The sequence below is a fragment of the Rhodococcus sp. 06-235-1A genome (genome assembly GCF_002258785.1).
Lineage (GTDB): Bacteria > Actinomycetota > Actinomycetes > Mycobacteriales > Mycobacteriaceae > Rhodococcoides.
Genome location: NZ_NOYI01000016.1, coordinates 19,233 through 44,377, shown reverse-complemented (window position 1 = coordinate 44,377; position 25,145 = coordinate 19,233). Strand labels below are relative to the sequence as shown.

Genomic DNA, 25,145 nt, shown 5'->3' with positions numbered 1-25,145 from the left:
TCTTGTTGCCCATGAGCTGGGCGGATAGGACGATGGAGAACATGGCTGGACGGAAGCGGAACTCTGCCGAGGAAATCGTGCGCAAGCTGCGACGTGCTGATGAGCTCACTGCTGCGGGCAAGACGCAGGAGGAGATCGCGGCGGAGCTCGAGGTGTCGGCGGCGACGTTGTACAACTGGCGTCGTCAGTACGGCGGGATGGACACCGATGCCGCGAAGGAACTCAAAGAGTTGCGCGAGCAGAACGGCAAGCTCAAACGCCTGCTCGCCGAGGCCGAGCTGGAGAAGGATGCACTGCGGGAGGTAGCGAAGGGAAAATTCTGAGCCCAGCCGCCAAGCGCCGCGCCGTCGACATGCTCGTCAACACGATGAGTGTGTCGAAACGTCTGGCGTGCAGAGCAGTTGGACTTGCCCGCTCCACCTACGCACGAACACCGATCGCCGAAACGCCCGCGGACCCCGACGCGGTTTTGAGGGCGTCGTTGCGGAAGTACGCAGGCTCGCATCCGATGCACGGCTTCCGTCGCGCCTGGGCGCATCTGAGGCACGACCAGGGCATGTCGGTGAACAAGAAGAAGGTGCACCGGCTCTGGAAAGAGGAGGGCCTGCAGGTTCGGATCTACCATCCACGCAAACGCGCCGGCATCAGCTCCCGCCCGCAAATCGAAGCCGATGCGCCGAAAGTGGTGTGGGCTATGGACTTTCAGTTCGAGTCGACCGTCGACGGGAAGGCGATCAAAATCGCGTCGATGATCGACGAACACACCCGGCAGTCCCTGTTGAATATCGTGGAGCGCTCGATCACCGCACAGCGGCTGACCGACGAGCTCGACAAGACGTTCGCGCTGTGGGGCGGGCCGCCGTTGGCGCTGCGAATGGACAACGGTCCGGAGTTCATTTCCCATGTGCTGCAACAATTCTGCCGAGATCGTGTCGGTATCTCCTACATCCCGCCGGGGACGCCGTGGAACAACGGACACATCGAATCGTTCAACAATCGGCTACGGAAGGAGTGCCTGAACCGAAATCACTGGACGAGCCTGCTCGAAGCGAGGGTGGTGATCGAGGACCTCAAAGACGACCACAACCATCGACACCGGCACTCATCCCTCGGCTACCTCACGCCGGCCGAGTACGCTGCCCGATGCACCCACAACCACCAACCGGTCGAGGGTTGCGAGATCGACTGAAATCAATCACACCGAGGCTCTAGAACACGGTGGCCCGACTATCGGGGACCTGCCAGAGCGTCATCGACACGAACACGACCGGCCCGCGCTCTGCGCGGCGGCTGAGTCACCTGGTTTAGCAGTGATGCAGGGGGAGCGGCGGCCACCATCCCGAGGCCGGCACCTGCTCGCCGCACCAATTCCGCTCGAAGGCGCGAGCTTGGCCGATCGCCGACTCTCGGTCGCTCCATTCCAATTCCCAGACAGCCGATCCCGGTGTCGGCGCATCAAACGCCCGGTCGGTCAACCGATCGAGAAGTTGATCGAGCCCGTCGATAAGAACCTCGGCGAGGTCATCGAGCACACGATCAGGAATTGCGGCCACATCGACCGACTCGTTCTCGCTCATACGCGACACCTTAGAGCTGATTGACGACGAACCCGGGATGTCGCCGCACGTACCGTGCGTCGAGGGTGACGACTGCCCACCTCCAGTTTCAGCCGGGCTAAGCCAGGTCAGTGCGCATCCTTGTAGCCCTCTTCGATTCGGTCGGATTTCAACCACGTTCGCTGATTTCGCAACCTTGATCGAACGGCCACTGCCAGATAGTCCGAGTATGCTACCGATCACGCTAGCAGGCATGCTGGCTACGTATGCATGCTCCGACGCAGCTGCGGGGAGCGCTTGTGGCCACCGACCAGCATCGAATGCCGGTTACAGTTGTCGATATTCTTGTGAAACGCAATGGCGACTGTTCAACCTCTGACATCGCGGCCAAACAAACAGGCGCTGGTTCGACACGCGCCGTAATCATTGCTATGAAGGAACTCAGGTTCCAACATATTCCCTCTCATTGTTGAACCACGTGCCATCTAGGTGGCGTGTATATGCTTCTTCGCTTCGCGATCGGCCTTGATGCCACTCGCCGTCAAGATGACGGCCGCCCCCAACGCCAGCACAATCGAGAAAATTAACAGCGCCGTGGCGGGCACGAAATCGAATCCAAGGAACGCCGCTATCAGCACCGACGAACCCAAGCAATGGGTTGCACCTGCGAGCAAGTAGGGGTACGCAACACGATGCCCGGCAACCCAGGCTTCCTTGCTCGACTTGGTCGCACGAGTCCTAATGCCGATGAGTGAGTTGGGGTCCTGTTCCCCTTTAGTCGCGTGCGCAGTCATGTAGACGGTCAGCGCCAGCACGAATAGAGCCATAGCCAAAGTCATAGACAACTGGTGGGCAGAACACGCGTCCACTACGATCACCTCCATTAACCCTGAGCCTGACCCAGTGGGCCACACTCTCGACGCCCAGCAACTAATCTCGCCTAAGCTAATAAGACTTTCGACACAAGACACAAGACTACTGCAGAATACCGGTCGAGTCTTATTGTCCCATAGACGCTGAACACTAGGACACTCGACACTCCGAAAGCTTCTTCACGGTTGAAAGCCCCTGAAGCGAGCGAGCGGGCGACCGACGAGATGCTCGGCGTCAACGGGCAACGGTCTGCTATCCGAGGGCTCAGAGACGTGAACCGTCAAAGGACACGCGTGTCGCGGATTTGCTTGTGGCGGGAATGGTACTGCCGCACTTGAGTGGTATCGAACTTCTCATCTACGCACGCGCGTTCTCCTGTAGGCCGAACGGAGGCTGACGACGTCAATGATTTTGAGCTCTAGACAGTGCCCTTTACACAACTTCAAAGCGTGGATCCCGGTGTAACTTCAACCGTCACGCCGACAACGCCCGCTCTACCGTTGCATCACTTCAAGGAAGTCTAGGGCTGCAAAAAAAGGGGGGACGGTTTACAATTCGGACCTTGGCGTGGCTTCAAGTACGTTGTAGTGCTCGTAGTTTGCAAAATCGTACGCGCCGAGTGGCGTAATATTAGACAGTAAGAAGCCGGTGGCGCGAAACAGCTCCTCAAAATCTGCTTTGCTACGGATTCTGCCCTGGGTAGCCGACAGGAGATCAAGATCGGATGTAATTACGCCCGAAAAAGACGGCAAGCTGTGCGGGTCGTCTGGGAACAGCGGCTCGATAACGAGCACTCGGCCATGTTCACCTATCACCTTTCGGATTTTTGCGAGGATGCTAATGACATGTTCATCATCCCAGTCATGTAGAAAACTCTTCATCATATATGCGTCGGCACCACCAGGCACCTCAACGAAGACGTCGCCGCCGACTGCCCTGCAGCGACCCTCAACGCCGTTGAGGGCGAAAATCTGTTGCGCTGAGCCGACTGCTGTCGGCAGATCAAACACTATGCCCTCAACTGAGTCGTGGACGGCCGCAATGCTGGCAATCAGGGTGCCATTACCACCACCAATATCCATCAAGGTGCCAAAGCGAGAGAAATCGAAGCCCCCGGCGATGCTCTTGGCAGAGTTGCGGGAGTCGTCCGCCATTGCCCCATTGAAGAGCTCGTACTCCAACGGGTCCTCCTTGAGGTACTCGAAGTAATTCTTTTTGTCCACGCGTTCGAGAATGTTCACCCCCGTACGAACGGTACCCGCCAAATCGCTCCAGCAGTGCCAAGTTGCCTCACCGTTGTAGCAGAGGACAAGATCGCGAACAGAATCAGGAACATCGGTGCGAAGTCGCTGCCCCAACGAAGTAAGTCCGTATTTTCCACCTTGATCACACACGACCGCGCCGATCTTCTCTAGAGCTAGCAGCAAACGACGCAATGCATCCACGTCCAGCTGCGCTCGCTCTGCGAGTTCTGCGCTAGTGAGTGTCTCCTTCGAGAGATAGTCGGCCAGTTCCAGTTGAGCGGCGGCGCGGAACACCTGGGCGCGAAGTGTACCGAAGATTAAATTCGAGAGAACTTCCTGGTGTTCATACGTTCCGTTAGCCATAATCTAGATTTACCCTTTCTATCGTCTGTTAACCGGCCCCACCCTAGCCGGATGATGTCAGGTATCAGCTACAAAAACCTGGCCGGACCACAGAATCTCCGCACGACAGCTCCGACAATGACGACCCAGCACGCAAATCCCGAAAACATTGACTCCATCGAGAAAGATACGACCCCAGAGGCTGGTCGACTTTTCTCATAGCATCGACGGCGGGTTTGAGTTGTTCGCTCCATTTCCGCAACATCGCCGGATTGGTCGCGTCGAGCGTGGATATTTCGATGCGGCACGCCGAGGCACGACAGGAACAATGCATCGAACGCGTCTCATTAGTATCAAATGCGCTGTAGTCGACAGTGACCTCTTGCCCTGCCTCAATATCACGCACCGCAATCCCGAAATCCAGTCCGACATTCAGCACGGTAGGATCGCAGCTATGATTTATCATCTGCGCACCAGAGCAAGGCACCAATAACGAACCATCAAATAGCGGGTATCCCCACGAGTCCAGTCGCGAATCAACACCAGTAGAAAGATCTTGACGTTCCGAGACTGTCCACCGCGGGCACTTAGGGCACGGGAACCACACTATTGAGCCCAGCGGAACAAGCTCGGCTGCCCGCACCCCAAAGGTGCCGATTTCACTGCATGCCCACTCGAAACGGCCATCTAGCATTCAGTTCGCCCTCCTGCCTACGTCGCCTGAACTGATGCCCAACACTACCGTAGTGTGATGTTCTAGCATACCGTTCGCCCCGATTCAGGAGCCCTTCATGTGGCAGGATGATCCTCTCGACAATGATCTTTGGCTCGTGCGCCGAAGCGCCCTTGACCGCGTTAACGTCGGCGATGACACCGCAGCTATGGCCGTTATCAGCCGGGCCCGCCGAGGAGATCCCGTCTATCTTCTCAACGTCGCGGACCGTCCCGAGGGGGCGCCAGAATCCTTGCTGGATGCTTTGAGAGACCAGCTCAGTCAACCTTTAGACGGATTCGTCTACTCGATGTTTGGCATGCCGGAGTTGCGTACACGGCTTCACGACTGGCTTGCTGTGCAAGAGAGCTGGCCCGATGTGCCGAACTGGACTACATCGGTGACCTGGACCGGTACTGGTGCCGCGTTGGCGGATTTGTTCCGTCTCGCCGCCGAGCGGTCGACGAAGCCTGCCGCAGTGTTGCATCCGGAACCTGGATGGATGTACCGACAGCTTGCCCTCGCTGCAGGGGTTGTGCCAATTGGCTTTCGCGTGCGGGTCGACAATCGCGACGGCCCAACCGTTGCAGATCTTAGAGAGGCCATCGCCCAGTGCAGCGAACTCGGAGTCGACCTCGCTGCAGTGGTAGTGAACCCACAGCACAACCCGACCGGTGCAAATTGGGCACCAGGTGCAATTACCGATATTGGCGAGCTGTGCATGCAATACAATATGATTGCTATCATTGATAACGCGTTCCATGGGATGACCTTGCCCGGGCACACACCTACGAACGCTGTCACCGAACTATCGTCGTTGATTGCCACCGACCAGTTATTCTATGTGCGGTCATTGAGCAAACAATTTGCTTGCAACAGTTGGACTTTGGGGGCGGTCGCGGGGCCGGAGCGGGCCCTCGCTGACTACTCCCGGCGGTTTCGGCTAGTACGCGACCCTCCGGCAGGGATGCGCACTCAAGCGGCAATGGCGGCGTGGATCGCAACGCCAGATTGCGATCAGTTCAGCGAGGTACGCAGGCAGGAGATCGCCGCCAACGAGAAGGCGGCCAAGGCTGCGCTCACTTCAATTGGAATCGAACCCGACCGCATTGTCACCCATGGGGGTGCCCCTTACCTGTTGGTGCGCTGTGATCTTGAGACGGCAGCACCGGTACTGTCTCAGGCCATATTCGACCAATGCGGGGTGCTCTTTGGAACTGTGACAGAGCGGGACGGGCAGAGTTGGCTCAAGGTCTGGTTGGGACGCAGTCGGAGCCTGTTCCAGAATGCCTTGTCTGCGTGGAATCCGGGGCGTGATCTTTTGCCTCAATGAACGCATCCACCATCACTTGCTACAGTCAATGGGAGGAGGGGTTCTTATGCGCGCATACCGAGAGCTGCAGCGCCTATCTGGGCAGATCAGTGACCCGCAGCTGGCTTGGTCGGCTTTACGACAGGTCCGGGGGAGCCAGGTAGCCGATGTTGCCTGCGGATCTGGTGCCTATGGCTACCTGCTCCGATGCGGATGGGTACAAACCGAAAGCTACCTAATTCAGGGGATAGATGCCCCGGACACCTTAATCGGGCTTGACGCAACCGACGCGGCGCTCGCCCTGGCCAAGCGACATCGAATATTTGACGAGTTATCCGTCTGCTCCCTTCCTTCAGTGCCGCTACCCGATGACGCGGTCGATACTGTTTACTGTCTTGAGGTACTTGAGCATCTCTATCCGCATCAGGTAGCCGAGACAGTTGCAGAACTCGCCCGGGTGGCCCGGGAACGGATCATCATCAGTACGCCGGTGGCAACGCACCTGTTGGACCTGGATGATGTCGCGGAGGAACGAGAACAAGCGGCAATCGACTCAGATCCGTTACCCCTCAACGAATACGCAGTACTTGCCGCCGCGCTGCACACCTGCTTACTGCCTCCTGATGCGATGCGTGCGGCGGGTTTCAAAGTCGTTTCGGAGGTAATCGCGGGCTCGCTTGTCTACGTCTCCGCTCCAAACTCCATCCGGGTACAGGCTTTGAAGAATCTGCCCGGGGTTACTGCGAAGCTGGATGCCCCGCAGGGATTCGATTACCGCGCCACATACCTTACACTGCTCGATCACGTGCTGGACTTTGGTAATCGCCTCGATAGCCGGATCGACCTGCGGGTAGTCGACTGATGTATGAAATCGAGATCCAGCGCCAGGGTTTAGCGAAACTCGGCTCAGGTATAGACGCGCTCGACCAAGAGCGTCAGCGCCTTGCCGACTGGCTGATCAGTGCGGACGATGAACGTTGGAGCGCGCCCACACGATGCGAGCTGTGGGACGTCCACGACGTGGTTGCCCATCTAGCGAGCGGCGAACTGTATAACCAGGCTTGTCTTCGCAACGCCATTGGTGAACTCGGAGCCTGGGTAGACGACGAGGAATATAATACTGTTCATGTAATGCGCCGGCGACACCTAAACCACGAAGAGATTCATCGCGAATGGCTGACGCGCAGTGACGAAGTGCACCGGTTGTGGCGGTCTATGCCCCAGGACGCCGCACTGGCCACTAGTTACGGCGATTATCTGGTCGGGATGCAGTGCTGGCATATTGCGTCCGAGTATGCCACTCACAACGACGATATGGGCGTGCCGGTACCTACAGAACAGCAGTTGGCCAGAATGAAATGGCGGCTAAATTTTTCACGCTTTGCTGTAATAGAGAGAGGTATTGATGTCCGATTAACACCGGCCGATCACGGCTACACTCGCGTCCTCAGTGAGCGCGGAGAGGACATGTCACTGAGTGCCGAAGACTTCGTTGCTGCGGTTAGTGCTCGACTCCCAGTCGCCGGGATGTCGCCAAATCAGGAATACCTCGTCCGATTGTTGAGAGCCCTTTTATGACTAACGCGCACAAAGCTAACCGCAGCGCCCTCATTATGTGGGTGATGCCCGAGGGTGCCCAAGTCGACCGTGGCGGGGTCTCCCGGTTTGTCGAGAATGTTGGCAATGCGCTCCCCGAAACTCGTCACCGCTGGTCGGCTCTAGGATGGTCCGTCGACTTCGCTTTGGCCGAGCCGTGGCTTCGATCCGACGCGCCCGGAGTGGATCCAGCCCGATGCCAAAGAGTCGCCGATCTGTTCGACCACCAGTTCGTCCGACTCGTGAACGATGACGACGGTCTCCGTGGCTGGGGCGAAGATCGAATGTTTCACGCGCTTTCGGCGGCGGCCGCGCAGTCAGTTCTTGAGCGTTCAGCCGACTACGATGTAGTCGTTGTGGTTACCGGAACCAGCCTTTTCTCTCGGGTAGCAGGGATGCTGCACCGCCTCGGTCCGGAAGTCGCAGAGCGGCTGCTAATAGTCCATACCTTTGGGATGGCAGTTAATGGGTCGGGAGGGCTGCCATCTGGTGCCGAGATTGATTCCGACGGAGATCTTGCATTTTGGGTTAAGCAGAGTCAGCGAGTCTGTTTAGCTCCCATTTCGGACTACACGGCGCGTCTGTATCGTGAACAGTGGGCAATTCCTGATGCGTCTCTGTTACTCAATCGGAGCGGCATTCCGTTGACAGATCCGCGTTTTAGGCCATTAGACACCGACGAGTGCATTACCGTCGCGCGGTCAATGGGGGTGCCGGATGGTCCGTTGGCCGTGATGTGGGGTCGCGCCGAGTTTCCGGGTCTAGACAAGGGGTACCGCCTACTGCTACAGGCTGCAGCTCAGCTCGGAACAGTAACGCCAATAATCGCAACTCGAGAGCCTTCACGTGAACTAGCACATCTTGCGGCTCCGCTGGGCCCTGCAGTCCTCCTTCACGAACAACCGTTTCATACTATTTCTGCGCTGCTGCAGCATCCGATGACAGTTGCATCGCTATTTCTCGGTGCCGCTGAACCGGGTGCCGTGTCACCATTGGAGGCAATGTGGACCAGCAGAGAACGAGGAGCCCCCGTCGTGGTGGCGAATGTTGGCAACCTGCCTGAACTCGCTGACGGCGGACGTGCGGCGATAGTCACTGAACGTACAACAGATTCGGTCGCCGCCGCATTGCAGCGGGCGTTGGCAATGACGTCAGGTGAGCGCGCCTCCATGCGCTCCGCAGCTGCGGCAATGGTGCGGACAGACGGCGACGTGAGGCTCAATATCCGCAGATTTATCGACGAGTGTCTGCAGCGGGCGATCGAATGACCCCGTCTGCCAGAGTTGAGAGACACGGTGTGTTGAGGTTCTCCGGCGGGCAAATTACCAGCCATGTAGAGGCCGACGTTCACCATTCTTCTAGACTGAAGGATCGCGATGTGGACATCGGCGCTTTAGATTCTGCGACAGTGCACTCTGCATTGTCCCGGCGAAAACTTTTCGGCAGCATCAATAAAGTTATTGATGCATCGATCTCGGGACGGGTCGTAGATGTCGACGGTGTCCAGTACGATGACAAAAATCAACTACGGAGAATGCACCGGCGGTCGGTGCTGCTAACGCGTACGCATGGCGGTATCGCTACCACCCGCGCCACAGTTGGCACAGCAGACTCTATCAAGGTGGCCGACTGCCTACCCGTCGCAACCAGACTCGCGCCAGAACAAGAAATGACTCCGACGCTTCCCGACCGGATCATGTTCTCGCCACTAGCGTTTGCGGAACTCCTTGCAGAATTCGCGGCAGTTGCCTTCTCGGTGCAGGATGCACCTGACGTCTATAGGCGCGAAGAACGATGGTTAGGAGAGAAGCTTGGCCCACCCGGCCTTTCTGTGGTCGACGATCCGGCGGCAACAGGAGGATGGCCGATAGATCTACATGGCCGGTACCGCTCTCACGTTCCGCTCGTCGAACGCGGCGTCGCGATCGGCGCAGTTACCGCAGTTAAAGAGGGAGGAGCACCGGGTGCCCGGAGCGACATTCCCGAGCTTGCAGCTTACCCGGCCGATCTAGTGATGTCTTTTTCGCAAAATAAGCCTTGCGGCCTCGAAACAGCACCAACCTTACATATAGGTCGTGTACACTATGTAAGTGTAATAGATGCGCACCGGGGAATCTTAACCGCCTCAACCCGCGACACTGTTTGGCTTTACCGCCCTGGAAAGCCTGCGGCAGCAGTTGGCGATATGCGAATAACTGTAGCAATGCCGGACTTGCTTTCCGGGATTGTCGGGACGCTTCCCGGCAGCTCAGAAACGGTGCCGGTGAGCTGGGGCGGAGTGGTTGTCCGGTGCCCCTTTGTTGTATGCGAAGGGGTAAGTCTGTAAGTAGAGATCCGATAGCCGGCTGTGGAATGAACTTTTAGCCATGCAGGCTAATTCCACTGCGCTAACCGCAGAACTCACCGAGAGGCATAGTCAGTGCAGATTTTCCTCGACACGACCGATCTGGATGCAATCAGGGAATGGCTGCCTCATGGCCTTATAGACGGAGTGACCACCAATCCGACTCTTCTCGCTCGCTCCGGTAACACCAACCGTCGGGAATGTGCTGCGGATCTTGCCGCGCTCGTCGCACCGAGAGATGTTTCAGTGCAGGTTCAGCACTCTGATCCGGCCGCGATGGCTGATGATGCGCGTCAGTTGGCGGAAATCGCCAGTAATATAGTTGTCAAGATCCCGGTGATCTCCGAGTCGGGCCGACCAAATCTAGACACGATCGCCACCCTCACTGAGGAAAAGATCCCCGTGAATGCAACGGCGTGTCTGTCACTGGCGCAGGTTGTGTCAGTTGCCAAGGCTGGTGCACGGTATGCCAGCCTGCTTTGGGGCCGGGCCGCAGATGAAGGTGCCGACGCCGGCACTTTGGTGTCGGAGGCTGTGGGGTTGCTGGAGCATTACAACTTCCCCACGAAAGTACTGGTTGGTAGTGTTCGCAGCGCAGGCGATCTCACAGGTGCGTTGCGAGCACGCGCCGATGTAGTGACGGTTCCGCCGTCTGTGCTGAGCCGCTGGCTGGATCACCACTACAGCCGGGCGACGGTAGCCCAGTTCCAGATCGACGCCAAGAACGTACAGTGACTGGCGCGCGGTTCGTACCCTTCGCAGTGCCGACGCTGGGAGATTCTGAGCGGGCTGCGGTAAACAGGGTTATCTCAAGCGGGTGGTTGTCCACCGGCGAAGAGGCGGCGGCATTCGAGACCGAATTCGCGGAAATGCTTGGTGTCACCCATGCCGTTGCACTGAATTCATGCACGGCCGCACTCCATCTCGCGTTGGTCGCCGCCAACATCGGCGTCGGCGACGAAGTCATTGTTCCAACAGTTACGTTCACAGCAACCGCTGCAGCGGTTGTGCATGCAGGGGCGACGCCAGTGCTCGCCGATGTCGAACCTAGCGACCTCACATTAGGACCTGACCAGGTCGACGCAGTACGAACCGAACGGACTAAGGCGGTTATTGCTGTGCACTTCGCTGGCCGGATGGCCGACATGGCGAAGTTACGCGCCTTGTGCGAAGCTCACTCACTGTTGCTCATCGAGGACGCAGCACACACGCTGCCAGCCACACGGGACGGTGCGAACGCCGGCACGGTCGGAGATGTTTCAGCGTTTTCGTTTTTCGCGACCAAACCAATTACAACCGCCGAAGGTGGAATGCTCGCCACCAACAACGCTAGGATCGCTGACGAAGCCCGGTGTTGGAGCCTCCACGGTCTCAGTCGAGGCGCGGCTGACCGGTACCGGCCGAGGGGTCGCTCACATTACGATGTAGACCGCCCTGGCTTCAAGTACAACATGTCTGACCTTGCCGCCTCACTAGGCCGAGCTCAACTGCAACGCAGTGGCGAATTGATGGACAGTCGCAGGGCGATCGCTGACCTCTACATACGACATCTATCGGCGGTGCCGGGTCTAGAGCTACCTCGCGCGGACACCTCGACAGATAGAAGCTCCTGGTACCTGTTCCCCATTCGACTGCGTACAGACCAACTCCGCCTTGACCGTGACGATATTCGAGATCGCCTCGGCGAGGCCGGTGTAGGCACTAGCATCCACTTCCAGCCACTGCATACTTTTACCTGGTATGCGTCCAACGTCGTTCGTGCATGGCAACGATTTCCGAATGCTGACGAAGCTTTCCCTCAATTGGTGTCTCTCCCGATCTATCCGACTATGACCGCCGATGACATTCAGTACGTGGTTGAGGCAGTCGGCAATGTACTTAGCGACGCGGCAGCCTAATCATGGTCAAACTTGCCGATCCTCCCACTTTGGTTGTCCTCGCGGGCGGGCGTGGGGCCCGGATGGGTTCTCTTACCGGCAGCACTCCCAAGGCATTGCTGCCGGTTGGCGGAGAACCTTTCCTCGTCCGTCTACTGCGCCAATTCGCCGAGGCCGGCACTACCGACGTGGTCCTCTGTACCGGGTACCGCGCCGCCGATATCATCGACACGATAGGCGACGGGGCGCATTTGGGTTTGGCCGTGGCTCACGAAGTCGAGCCTGTCCCGCTCGGCACAATTGGCGCGCTACGCCGGGCAGGTCCCCGGCTACCGGATTCTTTCCTGCTGACCTACTGCGATGTGGTGCCCCGGATCCCCGCCGACTGGTTCGCTGAGCAATCACGAAGCACGCCGACCGCGGCAGCAATGGCCGTAGGAATGCCCGTCGACCCGATAAATGCGAACGTAATCGTCAGAGAAAAACTGGTCGTCTCCTACGCCAAGCCCTCGCCGCCGGGGGCCTTATTGGCAGACCGCGGGCTATTGGCATTCGAACGTAGCGCTTTGGACCGGTACAGGGGTGACGATGAGTGTTCATTCTACGCTGCACTGGCGGCCGCAGGTGACCTGACTGCCATACCCGTCACTACGCCAGAGGATCACATCGGAACCCGGAAGCACTACGACCAGGTGGTCGCGCAGGCGGAGAAGCTATGACTGTTGCTAGCGCACCGTTACGACTCTCGTTGGCAGGTGGGGGATCTGATCTCCCTGAGCACTATCACAAGCATGGATGTCGACTGCTCACGGTGGCTCTTGCCGCCCGGGTACAAGTACGAGTCACCGCAGAATCAAGCGGTAGTGCCAGTGTGGTGTGCTGGCCGGACCGTCGTACTGAGCTTATCGCTTCGACCAACCCTGATACTGGTCCTATCCAGGCAGCTCTTGACTGGTTTGCGATCACCGAACCCCAGCGAATTGAAATCACGTCGCCGGTCAGCGGAGGTAGCGGCCTCGGAGGTTCAAGCGCGATGCTCGTTGCTTTAGTAACCGCGCTCGCCGCTGGCCTGGGAGAGCGGGTCGCTGCCGCACAAGCTGCGCGCACCGCGTTTATTTTAGAGCGAATCCAATGCGGTCGGCCAGTAGGTCAGCAAGATCATTGGGCGGCTGCAATTGGCGGGGCGCTTGAACTCGTCATTGATCCAGCAGGCGTTGCCCGCACCCGAAGCCTACCTGCCTTACAGGCAGCCATCGACAGCTTGCTCGAACAGGGCGCGCTGATGTTGTTGCGCACCCCAATCACTCGTTCGTCGGCCGCACCACTCAACGCTCAGGCAAGCATTTTGAGTGGGGGCCGCGCATTTGGTGGCGTGACGTCGCTGGTGGACGAATTCTATTCGGCATTCTGCGCGCAAAACACGCCAAAAATTGGCGCTTTGCTTGATCGGCATTGGCAGGCCAAACGGGCCTTCAACCCGAGCACAAGCAATCTGCAGCTTGACCGGTGGTATGAGCAATTACGGGAAGCGGGGGCGTTGGGTGCCAAGGTAATTGGCGCTGGGGCTGGCGGTTATCTGTTAGTGGCGTCACCTGACACCACGCAACATAACGTTGGCTCGACGGCCGCGGAGCTCGGTTTGCAACGGTGGATGGTCAGCTGTGACGAGCACGGAGTGCGAGTCGAAAGCGAATGACAAAATTTGCCAATCTACGTAAACAATGTCGCCGCCGCGAGTCGGTCCAATTTCCCAGTCGATCCTAGCGGCAACTCCTCGACGAGGACAATCCGAGCCGGTACTGCCCACCGTGGAAGCCGCGCCCTGCAGTGCTCGCGGATGTCTTCCTCTCCGAGCGCTTCGCTAGCAATCACAGCCCCCAGTCGGGGATCCTCATGTCCGCCGAGAGGCAAGACACAGCAACCGCGTACCTCTCGAAGTTCGGCAATAACCGATTCAACCTCACCAAGTTCGAGTCGTTGCCCGTTAATCTTAACCATGTGGTCGCGGCGGCCCCGATACAAGAAACGACGTCCTGAGTAAATTTCCACCCAATCGCCGGTCGCAAACCCTCGTCCCGCCCACAGCTCGGGACCGACTCGAAAACCGCCGGCTCCTGCCTCCATTTGTCCCCAGTAGCCACTAGCCACCGTCGGACCGGCGACAACCAACTCACCAACAGAACCATCCGCAGTCAGCACCCTGCCCTGATGATCCTCTACCCAGCAGTGGGCACCGGCGGTAGCGCGGCCAATCGGTACAGGCTCGCTGGGTATCTCAGTCAATACTTCGGCCGTACAAGCATTCGTCTCGGTAGGACCAAACAAATTGGCGAACTGGGTATCAGGTAGTGCACGCATCAACACTGCCAACTGCTCATGAGCAAATACTTCACCGCCAAAAAGTACAGTTCGCAGTGTGTTGCGTACTTGGAGCAAGCCGTCAACGCCGAGCCGCGCCAGTCGAATCAGGGGATACGGGACCGAAAACCACACTGAAATTCGCTGGTTAGCAATCCAGTCGGCCAGCTCGGCGGGAAAGGATGACAACTGCAACGGTACCGGAACAATTGATGCCCCAGCCCGGGCGGTACCAAAGAGACTGAATACTGACATGTCAAAATGTAATGGTGCATGCGCAGCTACAACATCATCGGCTGACACCGCAAACTGCGACACCATCCAATCAGCAAACGCTAGACCGGCCTGATGACTTAGGGCCACACCCTTAGGCACGCCGGTGGTGCCCGAAGTCGGCAAAATATACGCAATATCAGCCTGATCGCCGCCATGAGGTCTCAATTCCGCTGGACCGATATCACCAAGCCAGATCCGTTTCCCAGTCGCGGGCACCTCATCTAGGAGTTTCTTGGCTGGTTTATCAATTACGACCGCAGGAATGTTTGGCGCTACTGCGGTGAACAAGTCAAGGGCACCGGCGTAAGCCACCACCGCTGCCGGATCCGCCATGGCCACGATGGACGCCCACCGCGCTGGTGGCGAACCAGGGTCGATTGGCACCCAAATAGCGCCCGCCGCCAGCACACCATGAATCGCGGCGATCGTATGTTCGGTCACCGGCGCGCCTATAATTGCGACGCGATCACCATGACGCACCCCCAGCTGGACAATCGCTGATTGAACACGGCCGGCAATCTCGGCCAGTTGCCGGTAATTGGTGGCACCGGATGGGGTACCAACCGCCACCCGGCCGGGGTCACGATGGGCTGCCTCGGCGAGTACAGCGGACAACAAGGGAGTTCTCGATATGTCTGACGCCAACGCGCCCACCCCTCCCGTACTGCATTCAACTCATTGCGAAATCGGCTGTGCCGCCAATATAGCGGTGCGTGCTGGCATCGAGCTAGATAGTCACATCCTTGGGACCCAATTTGCTGCGACCTTGACCGTCCGCCAGACTGGCGAGTTTCCGGCTCCGTTGCTTGACCGTTCTCAGCTGACCGTATCGGGTCATGACCGAGGCTGGCTAACCCTCCTGCAGGACCTAGCCGGTGCCCAGGTGACTGATCGGGTCATCGAACCAGAGCATTTGTTTGGGGTGCTGCATGATGATCTACGTACTGGTGGCTCAATCCTTTTCGTGCCGGACAGCCACTGCCCATGGCTAGCCACGTCAAATCCGGGCCTACTGCCACACACAATCGTGCCAGTTGCCGAGCACGTAGACAGTTGGGAGGTCCTCGAAGGACAATCTTGGTGGGCCGGTCGCTACTTGATGAGAACTGAAGAGCTGCGCGCGGGCATCTACACCAACCAAAATCCGCATGGATGCAGCGGACGAGTGCTATCGATCTTGTTCGAAGCACCACCCAGCGAACACGAACTCACCGTATCGGCCGAGCACGAACTGCGAGACAGCCTGGATCGCTACCTGGAAGGCGCTCCCAGCCACCTGAACACGCCAGCTGGGAAAATCCGAATGCATCCTGGACCGGCGGCAGGAGAGGAACTGGCTGGTGCCCTACAGGGCTGGTCCTACCTAGCAGACTTGGCCACTAAGCCCGACCCGACTACCGACGAGGAACGCGATCTCCATTTCGGACGATACTTGCTTCTGGGCCTGCGCCAGGAGCTGGCTTTCATCGTTCAGGCACGACAAGGGACGCACACGCTGGCCGCCAAGCTTGGAATCGACGTGCCCGTCACCTTACTGCCGGGAGAAGCTTGGACTGCCGCCTGGCGAGCCATGCAAGCTCTCGAACGCAACATCCGACAGGACCGGATCGACCTCGCCAGTGATGCGATCCGCACCGCCGTCGCTACCGACGCCGCATACGCGTCCGCACTGCGGATGCGTATGCAGTAGACACAATGTGCACTCCTCTAGCGCCACATTCATGCTTCATGGCGGGAGTTCAGCACGATATCTCGAAACATAACGAGGGACTGCTGCTTGCAAAGACGATACCTGAGGTCGTTCACACGGGTTTCCCGTATCAGCTTCAGATGACGTTTTCGTCACCTGCATAGCAGTGGCGTGACGGTCAAGGACGCCGCCCATGCAGTCGGGATCAGTGCAAGAGCAGCGTCGGCTCGGGCTTCATTCATCACAGCGGCGCGCCGGCAGCCAGGGCGGATTCAACACGTCGATCGCATTCGAGGAAACGCCGGTGCTCGAGGGGATTGCAGCATTGATCGGAAGTGTCGGAGACGCCTACGGCAATGCGTTGGCGAAGAGCACAATTGGGTTGTTCGAGACCGAGGCGGTATCGAAGAGTAGCCCATTCCTGAACGGTCCGATGAAGAACCATCGGCGATGTCGAGTTCGCCACTATGGGGGTCGATTGGTTCAACCAACGCCGACTCCACAGCACCCTCGACTACCTCACACCCGACGAATTCAAGATGGTCTACGGTCAAGAATTGGCTCTCCACCCGGAGATGTTGCAAGCGTAGGAGCGGCAAGAAACCCGGGACAGTTCATGGTGACCACAGCGGTGCCTTTGCCGACCGTCGAGGCGTGCCAACCGACGATGACTCGGGAGAAGCTGACCAATCTCTAGCCGTCCGATATTCAAGAGAAAGCGAATCCAACGTCGCACGCAATTTCGCGACGCATCGCCTCATCGCTGACACACCTACCCTCAACACTGTCAGCGTGGTCCGACTAAAGGAGACGCAGCTCGGTGGCGACTTCGTCGGTCTCGCATGCTACACCGACATCGAGGAATAGCCGACGTCCAGCCCGATTCGATTTCGGACCAGCCTGAGACCGATGGTTGCAAAACAAATTCTAAGTTGCTTTCTTCCCTACTATTTGGAGCAATCGATGCAGCGCTACCAACTGGGGGGGATGGCAGGGTAGCCCTTTATCAGAGATGTATAAACTGAAACCAAGAACCTGCGATAGCCCTGCAGCGGTGACCACTTCGGGACCGACGAAGTACGATTCCTCTGCCCACGGCCCAAAGATAGCGGCAGCCCACGCTAGAGCGTCCATTTCAGGTACGCGGCTCTGCGAATTTAGAAGCCTATGGTGCGCACCAACTGAAAGGTGAAACTCAATGATTTGGCAACTATCGGGCGGCTGAATTTCAATTACCGACAGGGACCCGATAATGCTGACGTTGAGATACTTGTCGACGAGCGATTTGACAATAAACCGGGGCGGAATCCATTCGGGAAAATTGTTAATCTGCATTATTCCGGTTTCGTCGAGAAATTCAGCGTGGAATTGACTAATTTCTCGACGATATCTTGTAAGCACGAATGCTAGGGCATCGCTGTCGACGGCTTTGATCTCGTTGGCTGTTGGCATAGCATCTATTGTGCAGGAGTCGGGCAGGCCTCCGCAGCTCCCGCTCATCTCGCCGTGCGCGGATCTTGGAGGCAAGGTATCGATGCCAATTAGGTCAGTACGGTGACGATCAGCATCGACAATACGCCGGTTTTGATCAAGCGATACAGGTCTGGAAGGCATGGCCGGGGCGCGCTGAGAGCATCTGAGTCCATGCAGCCAAGTCTAGAGCGAGCTGTACGTCGGCAACCAGCGGGTTCTCACCGAAATCATGCAGAGAAACGCTCAGACTAGTGACTTCAACAGCGTCTATGCGATCTTCGCAGAAGGCGCATTTACGGAACCGGCGGTTAGATTTCGTACGGTACCGGTGACGAACGCAGCAGTCAATCGAAGACCGTCGGGATCGCTGGACATCTACTGCATCGGAGTTCGGGACATCTACTGCATCGGAGTTCGGGCGTTCTTTTCGGATAGCCACGAGCATGACGTTCGACTAGGTATCCATGTCGGGGATGGCTCCCTCGCTAACCCAGGCACTGTCGTAGCCTCCTGTTCGACAGCGGCCGAACAGGCGTCGTCAAGACGTCGGCAGTGCGGTGACCATCGCTTCAGTAAGTCCGAACCCAATCTTTGGATCCCCTGGCACTCCCGTTCCCTTGGCAGCGTTGAAATTCCTGCTACGGTGGGATCCGTTGAACCACGAAACATTGATGCGTGAATCGGCGAGGGGAGTTCTCAGGTGCCATCGGCTTACCGAGTCGGCATAGTGGGGACAGGGTTGCAAGCCGCTCGGAGAGCAGCGGCACTACAGGACGATGATTCCGGAAAAATTGTCGCCGTTGCGGGCGTAGACGATGCAGCTACGGTCAAATTTGCCGCCCGCCACCGAATACGAGTGGAAGCGACGTGGGAGTCTTTAGTTGCTGCGGACGACGTGGACGTCATCTTTGTGTGCACCCCGCCAAGCAGCCACGCCGAGATAACGATCGCAGCTCTTGCCGCTCGTAAACCAGTTCTCTGCGAAAAACCGTTAGGGCTCACATCTGATGAGGCAGCACAAATGTGTTCCGCATCCGACGCCGCTGGTGTTCCCCTTATATGTGGGTTTAACCACCGCTATCACGCCGCAATCGCCGAGCTGTTGCGGCTGGCAGACGAAGGAGACCTTGGTAAACTACTGTGGGGACGCGCAGTGTATGGCATTGGTGGCCGGGACGGCTATACCGATGAATGGCGTGGAGACGCAAGTGTAGTGGCCGGCGGACACCTCATGGAGCAGGGTATACACGTCGTTGACCTCGCGCGCCAGATATTTGGTGAGGTGAAGGCCGTCACCGGCACGCGTCAAACTATGCAGTGGCCCGCAATGGCTCCGCTGGAAGACGACGCTATGGCGTTGCTGCTGCACGAAAGCGGTGCCACCTGCACCGTGCATTCCTCACTGACTCAGTGGGTCAACCTCTTTCGCCTTGAAGTCGGCGGAAGCAAGGCAACCGCTGTGGTCGAGGGGTTAGCTGGCTCTTACGGCCCGATGCGGTTATCCGTTTGGCGCAGGACCACCGGTCCATTCTCTGCGGACGTACGCGAATATCGAGGTGCCGACAAGTCATGGGCGCATGAATGGGCGGCGATGGTAGCCCTTCTCGATAAGCGAATACCGACGTCCCGGACTGCCTATGACGGAAAGCAGGCGGTCGCCGTTGTTGAAGCCCTTTACTCGGCCGCGGACGAAGGTTGTTGGGTGGCACCATGACCAAGGAACATGCCGACGATCTTCAGAGCCAAGTACTCGCCTTAGTACGTTCAGTAGCCGAAAATGATCAAATCGAGGCATCGACTCCGCTCTTTAGCAGTGGCCTACTTGATAGTCTCGCATTGGAATCAATACAAGCCGAGATCGAAAACCGTTGGTGTGCATTGCCGCCAACCGCACTTCGACTAGCAGCCTTTGACACCGCCGCGGCCATTTCCGCCACCGTGTATAACGCCAAGTCTGAAGCGAATCATCAAAGCACAACATCGAGCGAGGGAGCTTAGGCATGCCAATCGGACACGACCTTCTAGAACGCACAGCTTTGCGCCTAGGTCAACTAGACGCAACGGCGATCAGCGACGCAGCCAACCTGATTTATCGCACTCACACGCAGGGCGGGGTGACCATCTCGTGCGGCAACGGTGGATCTGCTTCAACCGCATCACATTTTGTAGCCGACCTGGCCAAGTTGACCATCGTTCCCGGTCGTCCACGCGCAAAAACAATATGCTTTAACGACAACGTTTCTGCACTCACAGCATGGACAAATGATGCTGATTTTGCCTCAGTTTACGCCGAGCAGGCTGAGCCCTGGATAAGCTCAGACAGCTCCGTGGTGCTCTTTTCCGTGCACGGCGGTTCTCGGGATGCCTCGGTGTCGGCCAACCTGCCGCGTATTGCCGAAATGGCACGCGACCGAGGCGCAGCGTTGATCGCGGTAACAGGATTTGACGGTGGACGGTTAGCCGACTTGGCCGACGTGCACATCAATGTTCCTGAGTACGACGAGCCACTGGCTACGCCGTTGATCGAATCGTTACACGTCCTAGTCCACCACGCAGTGTGCGTAGCCGTGCGCGAGCTAATCGAGCAGGAGCAATCATGACGGGAAAGAGCTATCTGATCACCGGTGGCGCGGGCTTCATCGGGTCCCACTTCGTTGAGCGGTTACTTGCCGACCCCAACACTAAGCGCGTAGTTGCCTTTGACAATCTAAGCAACAGTGACACTAAGTGGCTAGAACCGGCATTTGCCGATTCTAGGTTCTCTTTCATCGAAGGCGACGTCCTCGACACTGATCTCCTCGCCTCTACAGTGAACGACTGGGGTGTGGACGATGTCGTCGTCCACCTCGCATCAAGCGTTGACATGCGTAAGGGACTTGACGACCCGAAATGGGACCTTCGGCAGTGTGCTGACGGGACGCTTTCAGTGCTGATGGCGATGCGCACGAGCGAATCCCGAAAAATTATATTTTCTTCAAGCTCAACCGTATATGGAGAACCGGCACTAGTACCGACTCCCGAGAACGTCGGGCCTGCTGCACCAATTTCGCTGTATGGTGCAGGTAAACTGGCTGCAGAAGGAATCCTGAGCGCCTTTTGTCACCTGTACGGATTCACTGCGCATGCATTCCGATTTGGCAACGTTGTCGGTGGTCGCATGAACCATGGAGTGCTATACGACTTCATTGAGAAGCTGAATAAAGATTCATCGCGTCTGCTCGTCCTGGGGGACGGGAAGCAACGAAAGAACTATTTCCTAGTAGAGGAATGCGTGGCGGGAATTTTAGCCTGTTCGGATCGTCTCGGCGCTGGCTTCCAAGTACTTAATCTCGGCAACGAGGGGACGATCGGTGTCGACCGCATTGCCCAGATGGTTATAGAGCGCATGGGGCTGGCCGACGTCCATGTGGACCACAGCGGCGGTGAGCGCGGCTGGCCTGGTGATGTACCCATAGTTCAATACGATCTCAGAAGAGCTCAGGACTTGGGTTGGGCAGCACCGACCGATTGCGAATCGTCAGTTCGTATCGCGATCAGCAGGCTACTGGGAGAGCGCTAGGCGACCCCAGATGACTAATGTGATCGCCGTATGTGGTACCTGGCACCTAGGTACCGCGGTGTGCGCGGGTCTTTTGAACCGCGGCTGTACTCTTGCTTTGTTTGACGAGGATTCGCAACTGCTTAATGCCGCTCTGAATGGCCGCGCGCCGACCGGGGAGCCAGGAGTCTCGGCTGCACTGGCCGCTGGTGCTGACCAGATGCACTCCACTACAACACTTGAGAATTGGGCGGGGCACAAGTTATGCGTCCTTGCTTACGACACTCAGCCCGACGAAGCTGGACTGGATGTGCGTCTCGAGCAAGCCGTGCACAAATTCGGCACCCATTCCCCTCCTGATGCTGTGCTGATAGTTATGAGTCAGCTACGGGCAGGTACCCATGAGCGGTGGTCGGCAACGCTGCCTGAGCGACGAACGATCGTTTACGTACCGGAAAATCTTCGGTTGGGGTCGGCACTTGTCGACTTCACCAATCCCACTCGGTTGATCGTTGGCGCAACAGAAGAGCAGCCCGCTCTCGCCGCAGTGAATCGGCTCTTTCCTGATCAGCAACCCACTCTCGTCCTGCCGATCGAAGCAGAGCTAATCAAGCACGCAACTAATGCCTACTTGGCTCTATGTATTACATTCGCGAACGAGCTGGGTGCACTAGCAGCACACCTCGGGGCCAACCCACGAGTCGTGACGACAGGACTTAAAGCTGACCCTCGAGTGTCACCAAACGCACCGTTGCGTCCAGGCGAAGCTTTTTCGGGTGCGACTTTACGCAGAGACTTGCTGGCACTCACTTCACTAGGACAACGTGCGGGTCGATCAGAGTTGTTCGCGGCAGTGCTCAATCTTAACGAGCGGCACGCTTTTTGGTCGCTAAGGGCCACTGCTGAGGCCGTCGGCGGGTTAGATGGCAAACGCATCGCAGTAATGGGACTCACATACAAGCCGGGCGTCGCAACGCTGCGTGATTCCCTCCCGTTACGCATTGTACAAAGGCTTACTGAATCCGGCGCACACGCGGTGGTCTTCGATCCGGCTGCCGATCAGTTGTCGGCCGATCTCTGCGTCGAGCGCGTAGACACTGCGACCGAAGCAGTGACCGACGCTGACGCTGTCTTAGTCTTGGCCGCTCTCACCGAGGTGATTAACCTCGATTGGACCGCGCAACGACCAGCGCAAGCCGTAATTATCGACGGATGTAGCGGCCTTGATCCTGAGAAGATCCACGAGGCGGGATGGCAAATCAGGACTATCGCAAGCCCAGAAGGAGGGACATTCAGTGAAATTGACGGACGCTGAAAGCCACAGTTATTGGCGCGACGGTTTTGTATGCAAAAACAAACTCTTCACTTCCGATGAGGTCGCTGCAATGCGTGCCGCTTTGGCTACCGATGCCAAAATTTCTGGTCCACAGCGCATTCTGGAAGACGGGTCGGATCAGATGCGCGCTCTCTACGCTTCTCATCATCGGCAGAGCTTGTTCGCCAATCTGGTGCGCACACCACGCCTACTCGCACCTGTACAGAAACTGCTAAACAGCGACGCGTACGTATATCAGTTTAAAACCAACGTCAAGTCGGCACTGTCGGGCGGCGGATTCTCATGGCATCAAGATTTTCACGCATGGCAACTGGAAGACGGGCTCCCGGAGGCCAGATTGGTCAATATTGCCTTGTTTCTTGATGATGTAACCGAGTTCAATGGCCCGGTCGTATTCGCAGCCGGATCTCATGCGGATCAATCGGATAGTCGACCGAAAGCAGGTGCGCAAGCACAACATCGACATCTTGACCCACGCAGCATTACCTTGGACCGTGACGAGCTCGTTGAACTGGTCGGAAAATATCCGCTGATCAGCCCGAAGGGAGCTGCCGGTAGCGTCGTATTTTTTCACCCGAAGGTAGTGCACGGATCTGCCAGTAACATGTCGCCTCATCCCCGCAGGCTGACTATCATCACCTACAACGATATACGTAACTTGCCGAAGCCAAACGGTGCCGCTAGGCCAAATTATCTCGTCGGCGACGACACGGATGCGCTTGCGATCGACCACCGGCCGCTACTGCATGCGACGGAAGGCAGACAATGACTTCTACTGCAAACGCAGTGGTGCTGAACCATTTTGGCCAGCCAGTTGAGACACGTGAGATTGCCATTCCCGATCCTCCAGAGGGCGGGGTAGTACTCGACAACTTACTGGGCGGCATTTGCGGCACCGACGTTCACCTGCAAGCGGGCCATCTGCCGATTCCGACCCCGCTTGTCCTCGGCCACGAAGGACTTGGGCGAGTTCAGTCGGTTAGCGACAAACCGTTGTGCGACAGCGCTGGCACCCCGCTTTTGGTTGGTGACAGGGTGATGTGGGCGTCATCAATCGCTTGTGGGATTTGCATACCGTGTCGGCTTTGGGGTGAGCCAACGTTATGCGATGAGCGACACACCTATGGAGTGAACCGGCCGCTGTCGGCGGGGTCGGGCCTATCGGGATCCTGGGCCACACACATTGCGCTACAGGCTGGCACAACTGTGGTTAAAGTTCCCGCTGAAGTAACCGACGATGAGGCCATATCGCTGGCGTGCGCTGGTCCCACACTCGTGCATGCATATGAACGCCGGCCTGTCAGGTTGGGTGAAACCGTAGTAGTTCAGGGCAGTGGACCCGTAGGGTTAGCCGCCGCTGCCTTCGCGCAGATGTCTGGTGCTCGTCACGTAGTTGTGCTCGGGGGGCCCGCCGAACGTCTTGAGCTGGCCGCTCGTGCTGGTATTGGTCACGACCACTTGGAAGTCGCCGGAACCGGAGTAGATCAGGCTGAGGCACTTGAACGGGCGTTCTCAGAGATACAGGCCCGCACGCAGGGGCGGGGAGCCGATTTAGTTGTCGAATGTGCCGGTGTTCCAGCTGCGTTTGACCAAGGTCTACGAATGGTGCGTCGATCGGGCTCGTACCTGATTGTTGGCCAGTACACCGATAGCGGTGACGTCACCATGAATCCTCACCAAATCGTCTATCGACAACTCAACGTTGTTGGTTCTTGGGCTTTTTCAGGTGCCCACCTAGTGCGGTATGTCGAGCGGCTGCCTGCGATGGTCCGCCACTTCGACTTGGCCAGTCTGGTCACTCGCTTTGAACACGCGGGTGCTGAAGAGGCCTTAGCCGCTGTGCGGGACGGCTCAGTAATGAAGGCCGTTTTTGCGTGACCGCATACTTTGACACTTGGGCAACCTATCGTGTTCAACACACCTCAGCCAGCGAGCACTGCCCCGACAGCCTCGGACAGGGAAGATACCCGACAACGGAAAGGTGGCTCCGGGACGGGTTCGTCGTATCCGCGATCAATCCAGACAGAGTCTGCACCAGCTGCCTGAGCGGCGGCAATATCGCGCCAGCGGTCGCCGATCATTACTGTGTTGGTGATCGGTACGTCACACCACGAAGCCGCCTCGGTCAGCAATGCAGGCAACGGCTTTCTGCAACTGCAACGGTCGGCATTATCGTGGAAGCACACAAAGAAGGCGGCCGGATCGAGTGCCAGTTTCCTCGCGAGGGTTCGGTGGCATTCAGTAACGTACTCAGCTGTCGTAAGCCCTCGGGCGACATCCGGCTGATTGGTCACCACCGCGACTGCCCAACCAAGCGAGCGCAAACGGGCTACCAGGCGAGGGGCTTGAGGGTCGAGCGCGGCGACAGGATCGCTAGCTGGAACCGGGCGACCATTAACTACCCTGGATCGCACCAGAACCCCGTCGCGGTCGAACAGCACCGCCCCGATCATCTGCGGACACCATGACCCAGCGTCTTCATGGTTTGAGAGCCGGCGTTTTTGACGCTTTGACGGGCCGCGAGGTCGATTCTGTGATTGTGCACATGGATAATACTATCGAGGAGGTAACCAGAGTTACCGCTGCGGGGGCACAGTCCCACGTGCGCGAATCTGATC

25 protein-coding genes are annotated in these 25,145 nt (G+C 57.8%); 18 read left to right on the top strand and 7 right to left on the bottom strand.

The window, feature by feature from the left end; translation table 11 throughout:
- Positions 1 to 41: 41 nt before the first annotated feature.
- Positions 42 to 1,189, top strand: a protein-coding gene (locus CH275_RS16595; RefSeq protein ID WP_373453719.1) for an IS3 family transposase whose coding sequence is annotated in 2 segments (ribosomal slippage) — positions 42 to 309 and positions 309 to 1,189 — 1,149 coding nt in all. Because the reading frame shifts where the segments join, the coding sequence is not laid out codon by codon here.
- Positions 1,190 to 1,304: 115 nt separating this feature from the next.
- Here the strand turns inward: CH275_RS16595 and CH275_RS16590 are convergent.
- The 4 genes from CH275_RS16590 to CH275_RS30415 all read right to left on the bottom strand — a co-directional run bounded on the left by CH275_RS16590 (position 1,305) and on the right by CH275_RS30415 (position 4,709).
- Positions 1,305 to 1,577, bottom strand: a complete 273-nt coding sequence (locus tag CH275_RS16590; protein ID WP_094679446.1) for a hypothetical protein — start codon at positions 1,575 to 1,577, stop codon at positions 1,305 to 1,307.
- 464 nt (positions 1,578 to 2,041) lie between these two features.
- A complete protein-coding gene (locus CH275_RS16585; protein WP_179276191.1) occupies positions 2,042 to 2,434 on the bottom strand; it encodes an SdpI family protein in 393 nt (130 codons plus the stop codon).
- Positions 2,435 to 2,977: 543 nt separating this feature from the next.
- Positions 2,978 to 4,036, bottom strand: a complete 1,059-nt coding sequence (locus CH275_RS16580) for a methyltransferase (protein ID WP_094679444.1) — start codon at positions 4,034 to 4,036, stop codon at positions 2,978 to 2,980.
- Positions 4,037 to 4,100: 64 nt separating this feature from the next.
- Positions 4,101 to 4,709 carry an SET domain-containing protein-lysine N-methyltransferase gene (locus CH275_RS30415; RefSeq protein ID WP_094679443.1) on the bottom strand — a complete coding sequence of 203 codons (609 nt, stop codon included), beginning with the start codon at positions 4,707 to 4,709 and terminating at the stop codon, positions 4,101 to 4,103.
- 97 nt (positions 4,710 to 4,806) lie between these two features.
- Here CH275_RS30415 and CH275_RS16570 point away from each other — a divergent pair, with 97 nt between their 5' ends.
- From CH275_RS16570 to CH275_RS16530, 9 genes are all read left to right on the top strand, one after another.
- Positions 4,807 to 6,060 (top strand): pyridoxal phosphate-dependent aminotransferase, encoded by a 1,254-nt coding sequence (locus CH275_RS16570; protein WP_094679442.1) that lies wholly within the window; start codon positions 4,807 to 4,809, stop codon positions 6,058 to 6,060.
- Between the two features lie 46 nt (positions 6,061 to 6,106).
- Positions 6,107 to 6,901: a class I SAM-dependent methyltransferase gene (locus CH275_RS16565; protein WP_179276190.1), complete on the top strand. Its 795-nt coding sequence runs from the start codon at positions 6,107 to 6,109 to the stop codon at positions 6,899 to 6,901.
- Positions 6,901 to 7,617, top strand: a complete 717-nt coding sequence (locus CH275_RS16560; protein ID WP_094679440.1) for a maleylpyruvate isomerase family mycothiol-dependent enzyme — start codon at positions 6,901 to 6,903, stop codon at positions 7,615 to 7,617. The genes CH275_RS16565 and CH275_RS16560 overlap by 1 nt, the downstream gene beginning before the upstream one ends.
- A gap of 260 nt (positions 7,618 to 7,877) precedes the next feature.
- Positions 7,878 to 8,903: a glycosyltransferase family 4 protein gene (locus CH275_RS29225; protein WP_143546798.1), complete on the top strand. Its 1,026-nt coding sequence runs from the start codon at positions 7,878 to 7,880 to the stop codon at positions 8,901 to 8,903.
- Between the two features lie 110 nt (positions 8,904 to 9,013).
- A complete protein-coding gene (locus CH275_RS16550; RefSeq protein WP_179276189.1) occupies positions 9,014 to 9,961 on the top strand; it encodes a metallopeptidase TldD-related protein in 948 nt (315 codons plus the stop codon).
- Positions 9,962 to 10,054: 93 nt separating this feature from the next.
- On the top strand, positions 10,055 to 10,714 hold the full coding sequence (locus CH275_RS16545) for a transaldolase family protein (protein ID WP_094679437.1): 660 nt from the start codon (positions 10,055 to 10,057) through the stop codon (positions 10,712 to 10,714).
- Positions 10,711 to 11,877: a DegT/DnrJ/EryC1/StrS family aminotransferase gene (locus CH275_RS16540; RefSeq protein ID WP_306436951.1), complete on the top strand. Its 1,167-nt coding sequence runs from the start codon at positions 10,711 to 10,713 to the stop codon at positions 11,875 to 11,877. Before CH275_RS16545 ends, CH275_RS16540 begins: the two co-directional genes overlap by 4 nt.
- Before the next feature lie 2 nt (positions 11,878 to 11,879).
- Positions 11,880 to 12,575: an NTP transferase domain-containing protein gene (locus CH275_RS16535; protein WP_094679435.1), complete on the top strand. Its 696-nt coding sequence runs from the start codon at positions 11,880 to 11,882 to the stop codon at positions 12,573 to 12,575.
- A 92-nt stretch (positions 12,576 to 12,667) separates the two neighbouring features.
- The gene (locus tag CH275_RS16530) at positions 12,668 to 13,552 is read left to right on the top strand and encodes a GHMP family kinase ATP-binding protein (protein ID WP_179276186.1); all 885 of its coding nucleotides are present in this window, start codon (positions 12,668 to 12,670) and stop codon (positions 13,550 to 13,552) included.
- 14 nt (positions 13,553 to 13,566) lie between these two features.
- Here the strand turns inward: CH275_RS16530 and CH275_RS16525 are convergent, their stop codons facing one another.
- Entirely contained in the window at positions 13,567 to 15,144 is a 1,578-nt protein-coding gene (locus tag CH275_RS16525) for an AMP-binding protein (RefSeq protein WP_094679433.1), read from the bottom strand.
- Here CH275_RS16525 and CH275_RS29220 point away from each other — a divergent pair.
- The gene (locus CH275_RS29220) at positions 15,122 to 16,180 is read left to right on the top strand and encodes a hypothetical protein (RefSeq protein WP_143546797.1); all 1,059 of its coding nucleotides are present in this window, start codon (positions 15,122 to 15,124) and stop codon (positions 16,178 to 16,180) included. The two genes, CH275_RS16525 and CH275_RS29220, sit on opposite strands and share 23 nt — an antisense overlap.
- A gap of 927 nt (positions 16,181 to 17,107) precedes the next feature.
- Here CH275_RS29220 and CH275_RS16505 read toward each other — a convergent pair.
- Entirely contained in the window at positions 17,108 to 17,632 is a 525-nt protein-coding gene (locus CH275_RS16505) for a hypothetical protein (RefSeq protein WP_143546796.1), read from the bottom strand.
- A gap of 721 nt (positions 17,633 to 18,353) precedes the next feature.
- On the opposite strand from CH275_RS16505, the gene CH275_RS16500 reads away from it, so the two are divergent.
- From CH275_RS16500 to CH275_RS30280, 7 genes are read left to right on the top strand one after another with little or no spacing between them, the layout of a single operon-like run.
- Positions 18,354 to 19,367 (top strand): Gfo/Idh/MocA family protein, encoded by a 1,014-nt coding sequence (locus CH275_RS16500; RefSeq protein ID WP_094679428.1) that lies wholly within the window; start codon positions 18,354 to 18,356, stop codon positions 19,365 to 19,367.
- Positions 19,364 to 19,651, top strand: a complete 288-nt coding sequence (locus CH275_RS29215) for a phosphopantetheine-binding protein (RefSeq protein WP_143546794.1) — start codon at positions 19,364 to 19,366, stop codon at positions 19,649 to 19,651. Before CH275_RS16500 ends, CH275_RS29215 begins: the two co-directional genes overlap by 4 nt.
- 2 nt (positions 19,652 to 19,653) lie before the next feature.
- Positions 19,654 to 20,253, top strand: a complete 600-nt coding sequence (locus CH275_RS16495) for an SIS domain-containing protein (protein ID WP_094679427.1) — start codon at positions 19,654 to 19,656, stop codon at positions 20,251 to 20,253.
- Complete coding sequence (locus tag CH275_RS16490) at positions 20,250 to 21,212, top strand: NAD-dependent epimerase/dehydratase family protein (RefSeq protein ID WP_094679426.1); 963 nt, start codon at positions 20,250 to 20,252, stop codon at positions 21,210 to 21,212. The genes CH275_RS16495 and CH275_RS16490 overlap by 4 nt, the downstream gene beginning before the upstream one ends.
- 10 nt (positions 21,213 to 21,222) lie before the next feature.
- Positions 21,223 to 22,506, top strand: coding sequence for a nucleotide sugar dehydrogenase (locus CH275_RS16485; protein WP_094679425.1), 1,284 nt, complete (start codon positions 21,223 to 21,225; stop codon positions 22,504 to 22,506).
- Positions 22,487 to 23,296 carry a phytanoyl-CoA dioxygenase family protein gene (locus CH275_RS16480; protein WP_179276184.1) on the top strand — a complete coding sequence of 270 codons (810 nt, stop codon included), beginning with the start codon at positions 22,487 to 22,489 and terminating at the stop codon, positions 23,294 to 23,296. The genes CH275_RS16485 and CH275_RS16480 overlap by 20 nt, the downstream gene beginning before the upstream one ends.
- Positions 23,293 to 24,405 (top strand): zinc-binding dehydrogenase, encoded by a 1,113-nt coding sequence (locus tag CH275_RS30280; protein ID WP_094679423.1) that lies wholly within the window; start codon positions 23,293 to 23,295, stop codon positions 24,403 to 24,405. Before CH275_RS16480 ends, CH275_RS30280 begins: the two co-directional genes overlap by 4 nt.
- A 44-nt stretch (positions 24,406 to 24,449) precedes the next feature.
- On the opposite strand, the gene CH275_RS30410 is transcribed toward CH275_RS30280, so the two are convergent.
- Positions 24,450 to 24,980, bottom strand: a complete 531-nt coding sequence (locus tag CH275_RS30410) for an HAD-IIIA family hydrolase (RefSeq protein WP_094679422.1) — start codon at positions 24,978 to 24,980, stop codon at positions 24,450 to 24,452.
- Between the last annotated feature and the right edge of the window lie 165 nt (positions 24,981 to 25,145).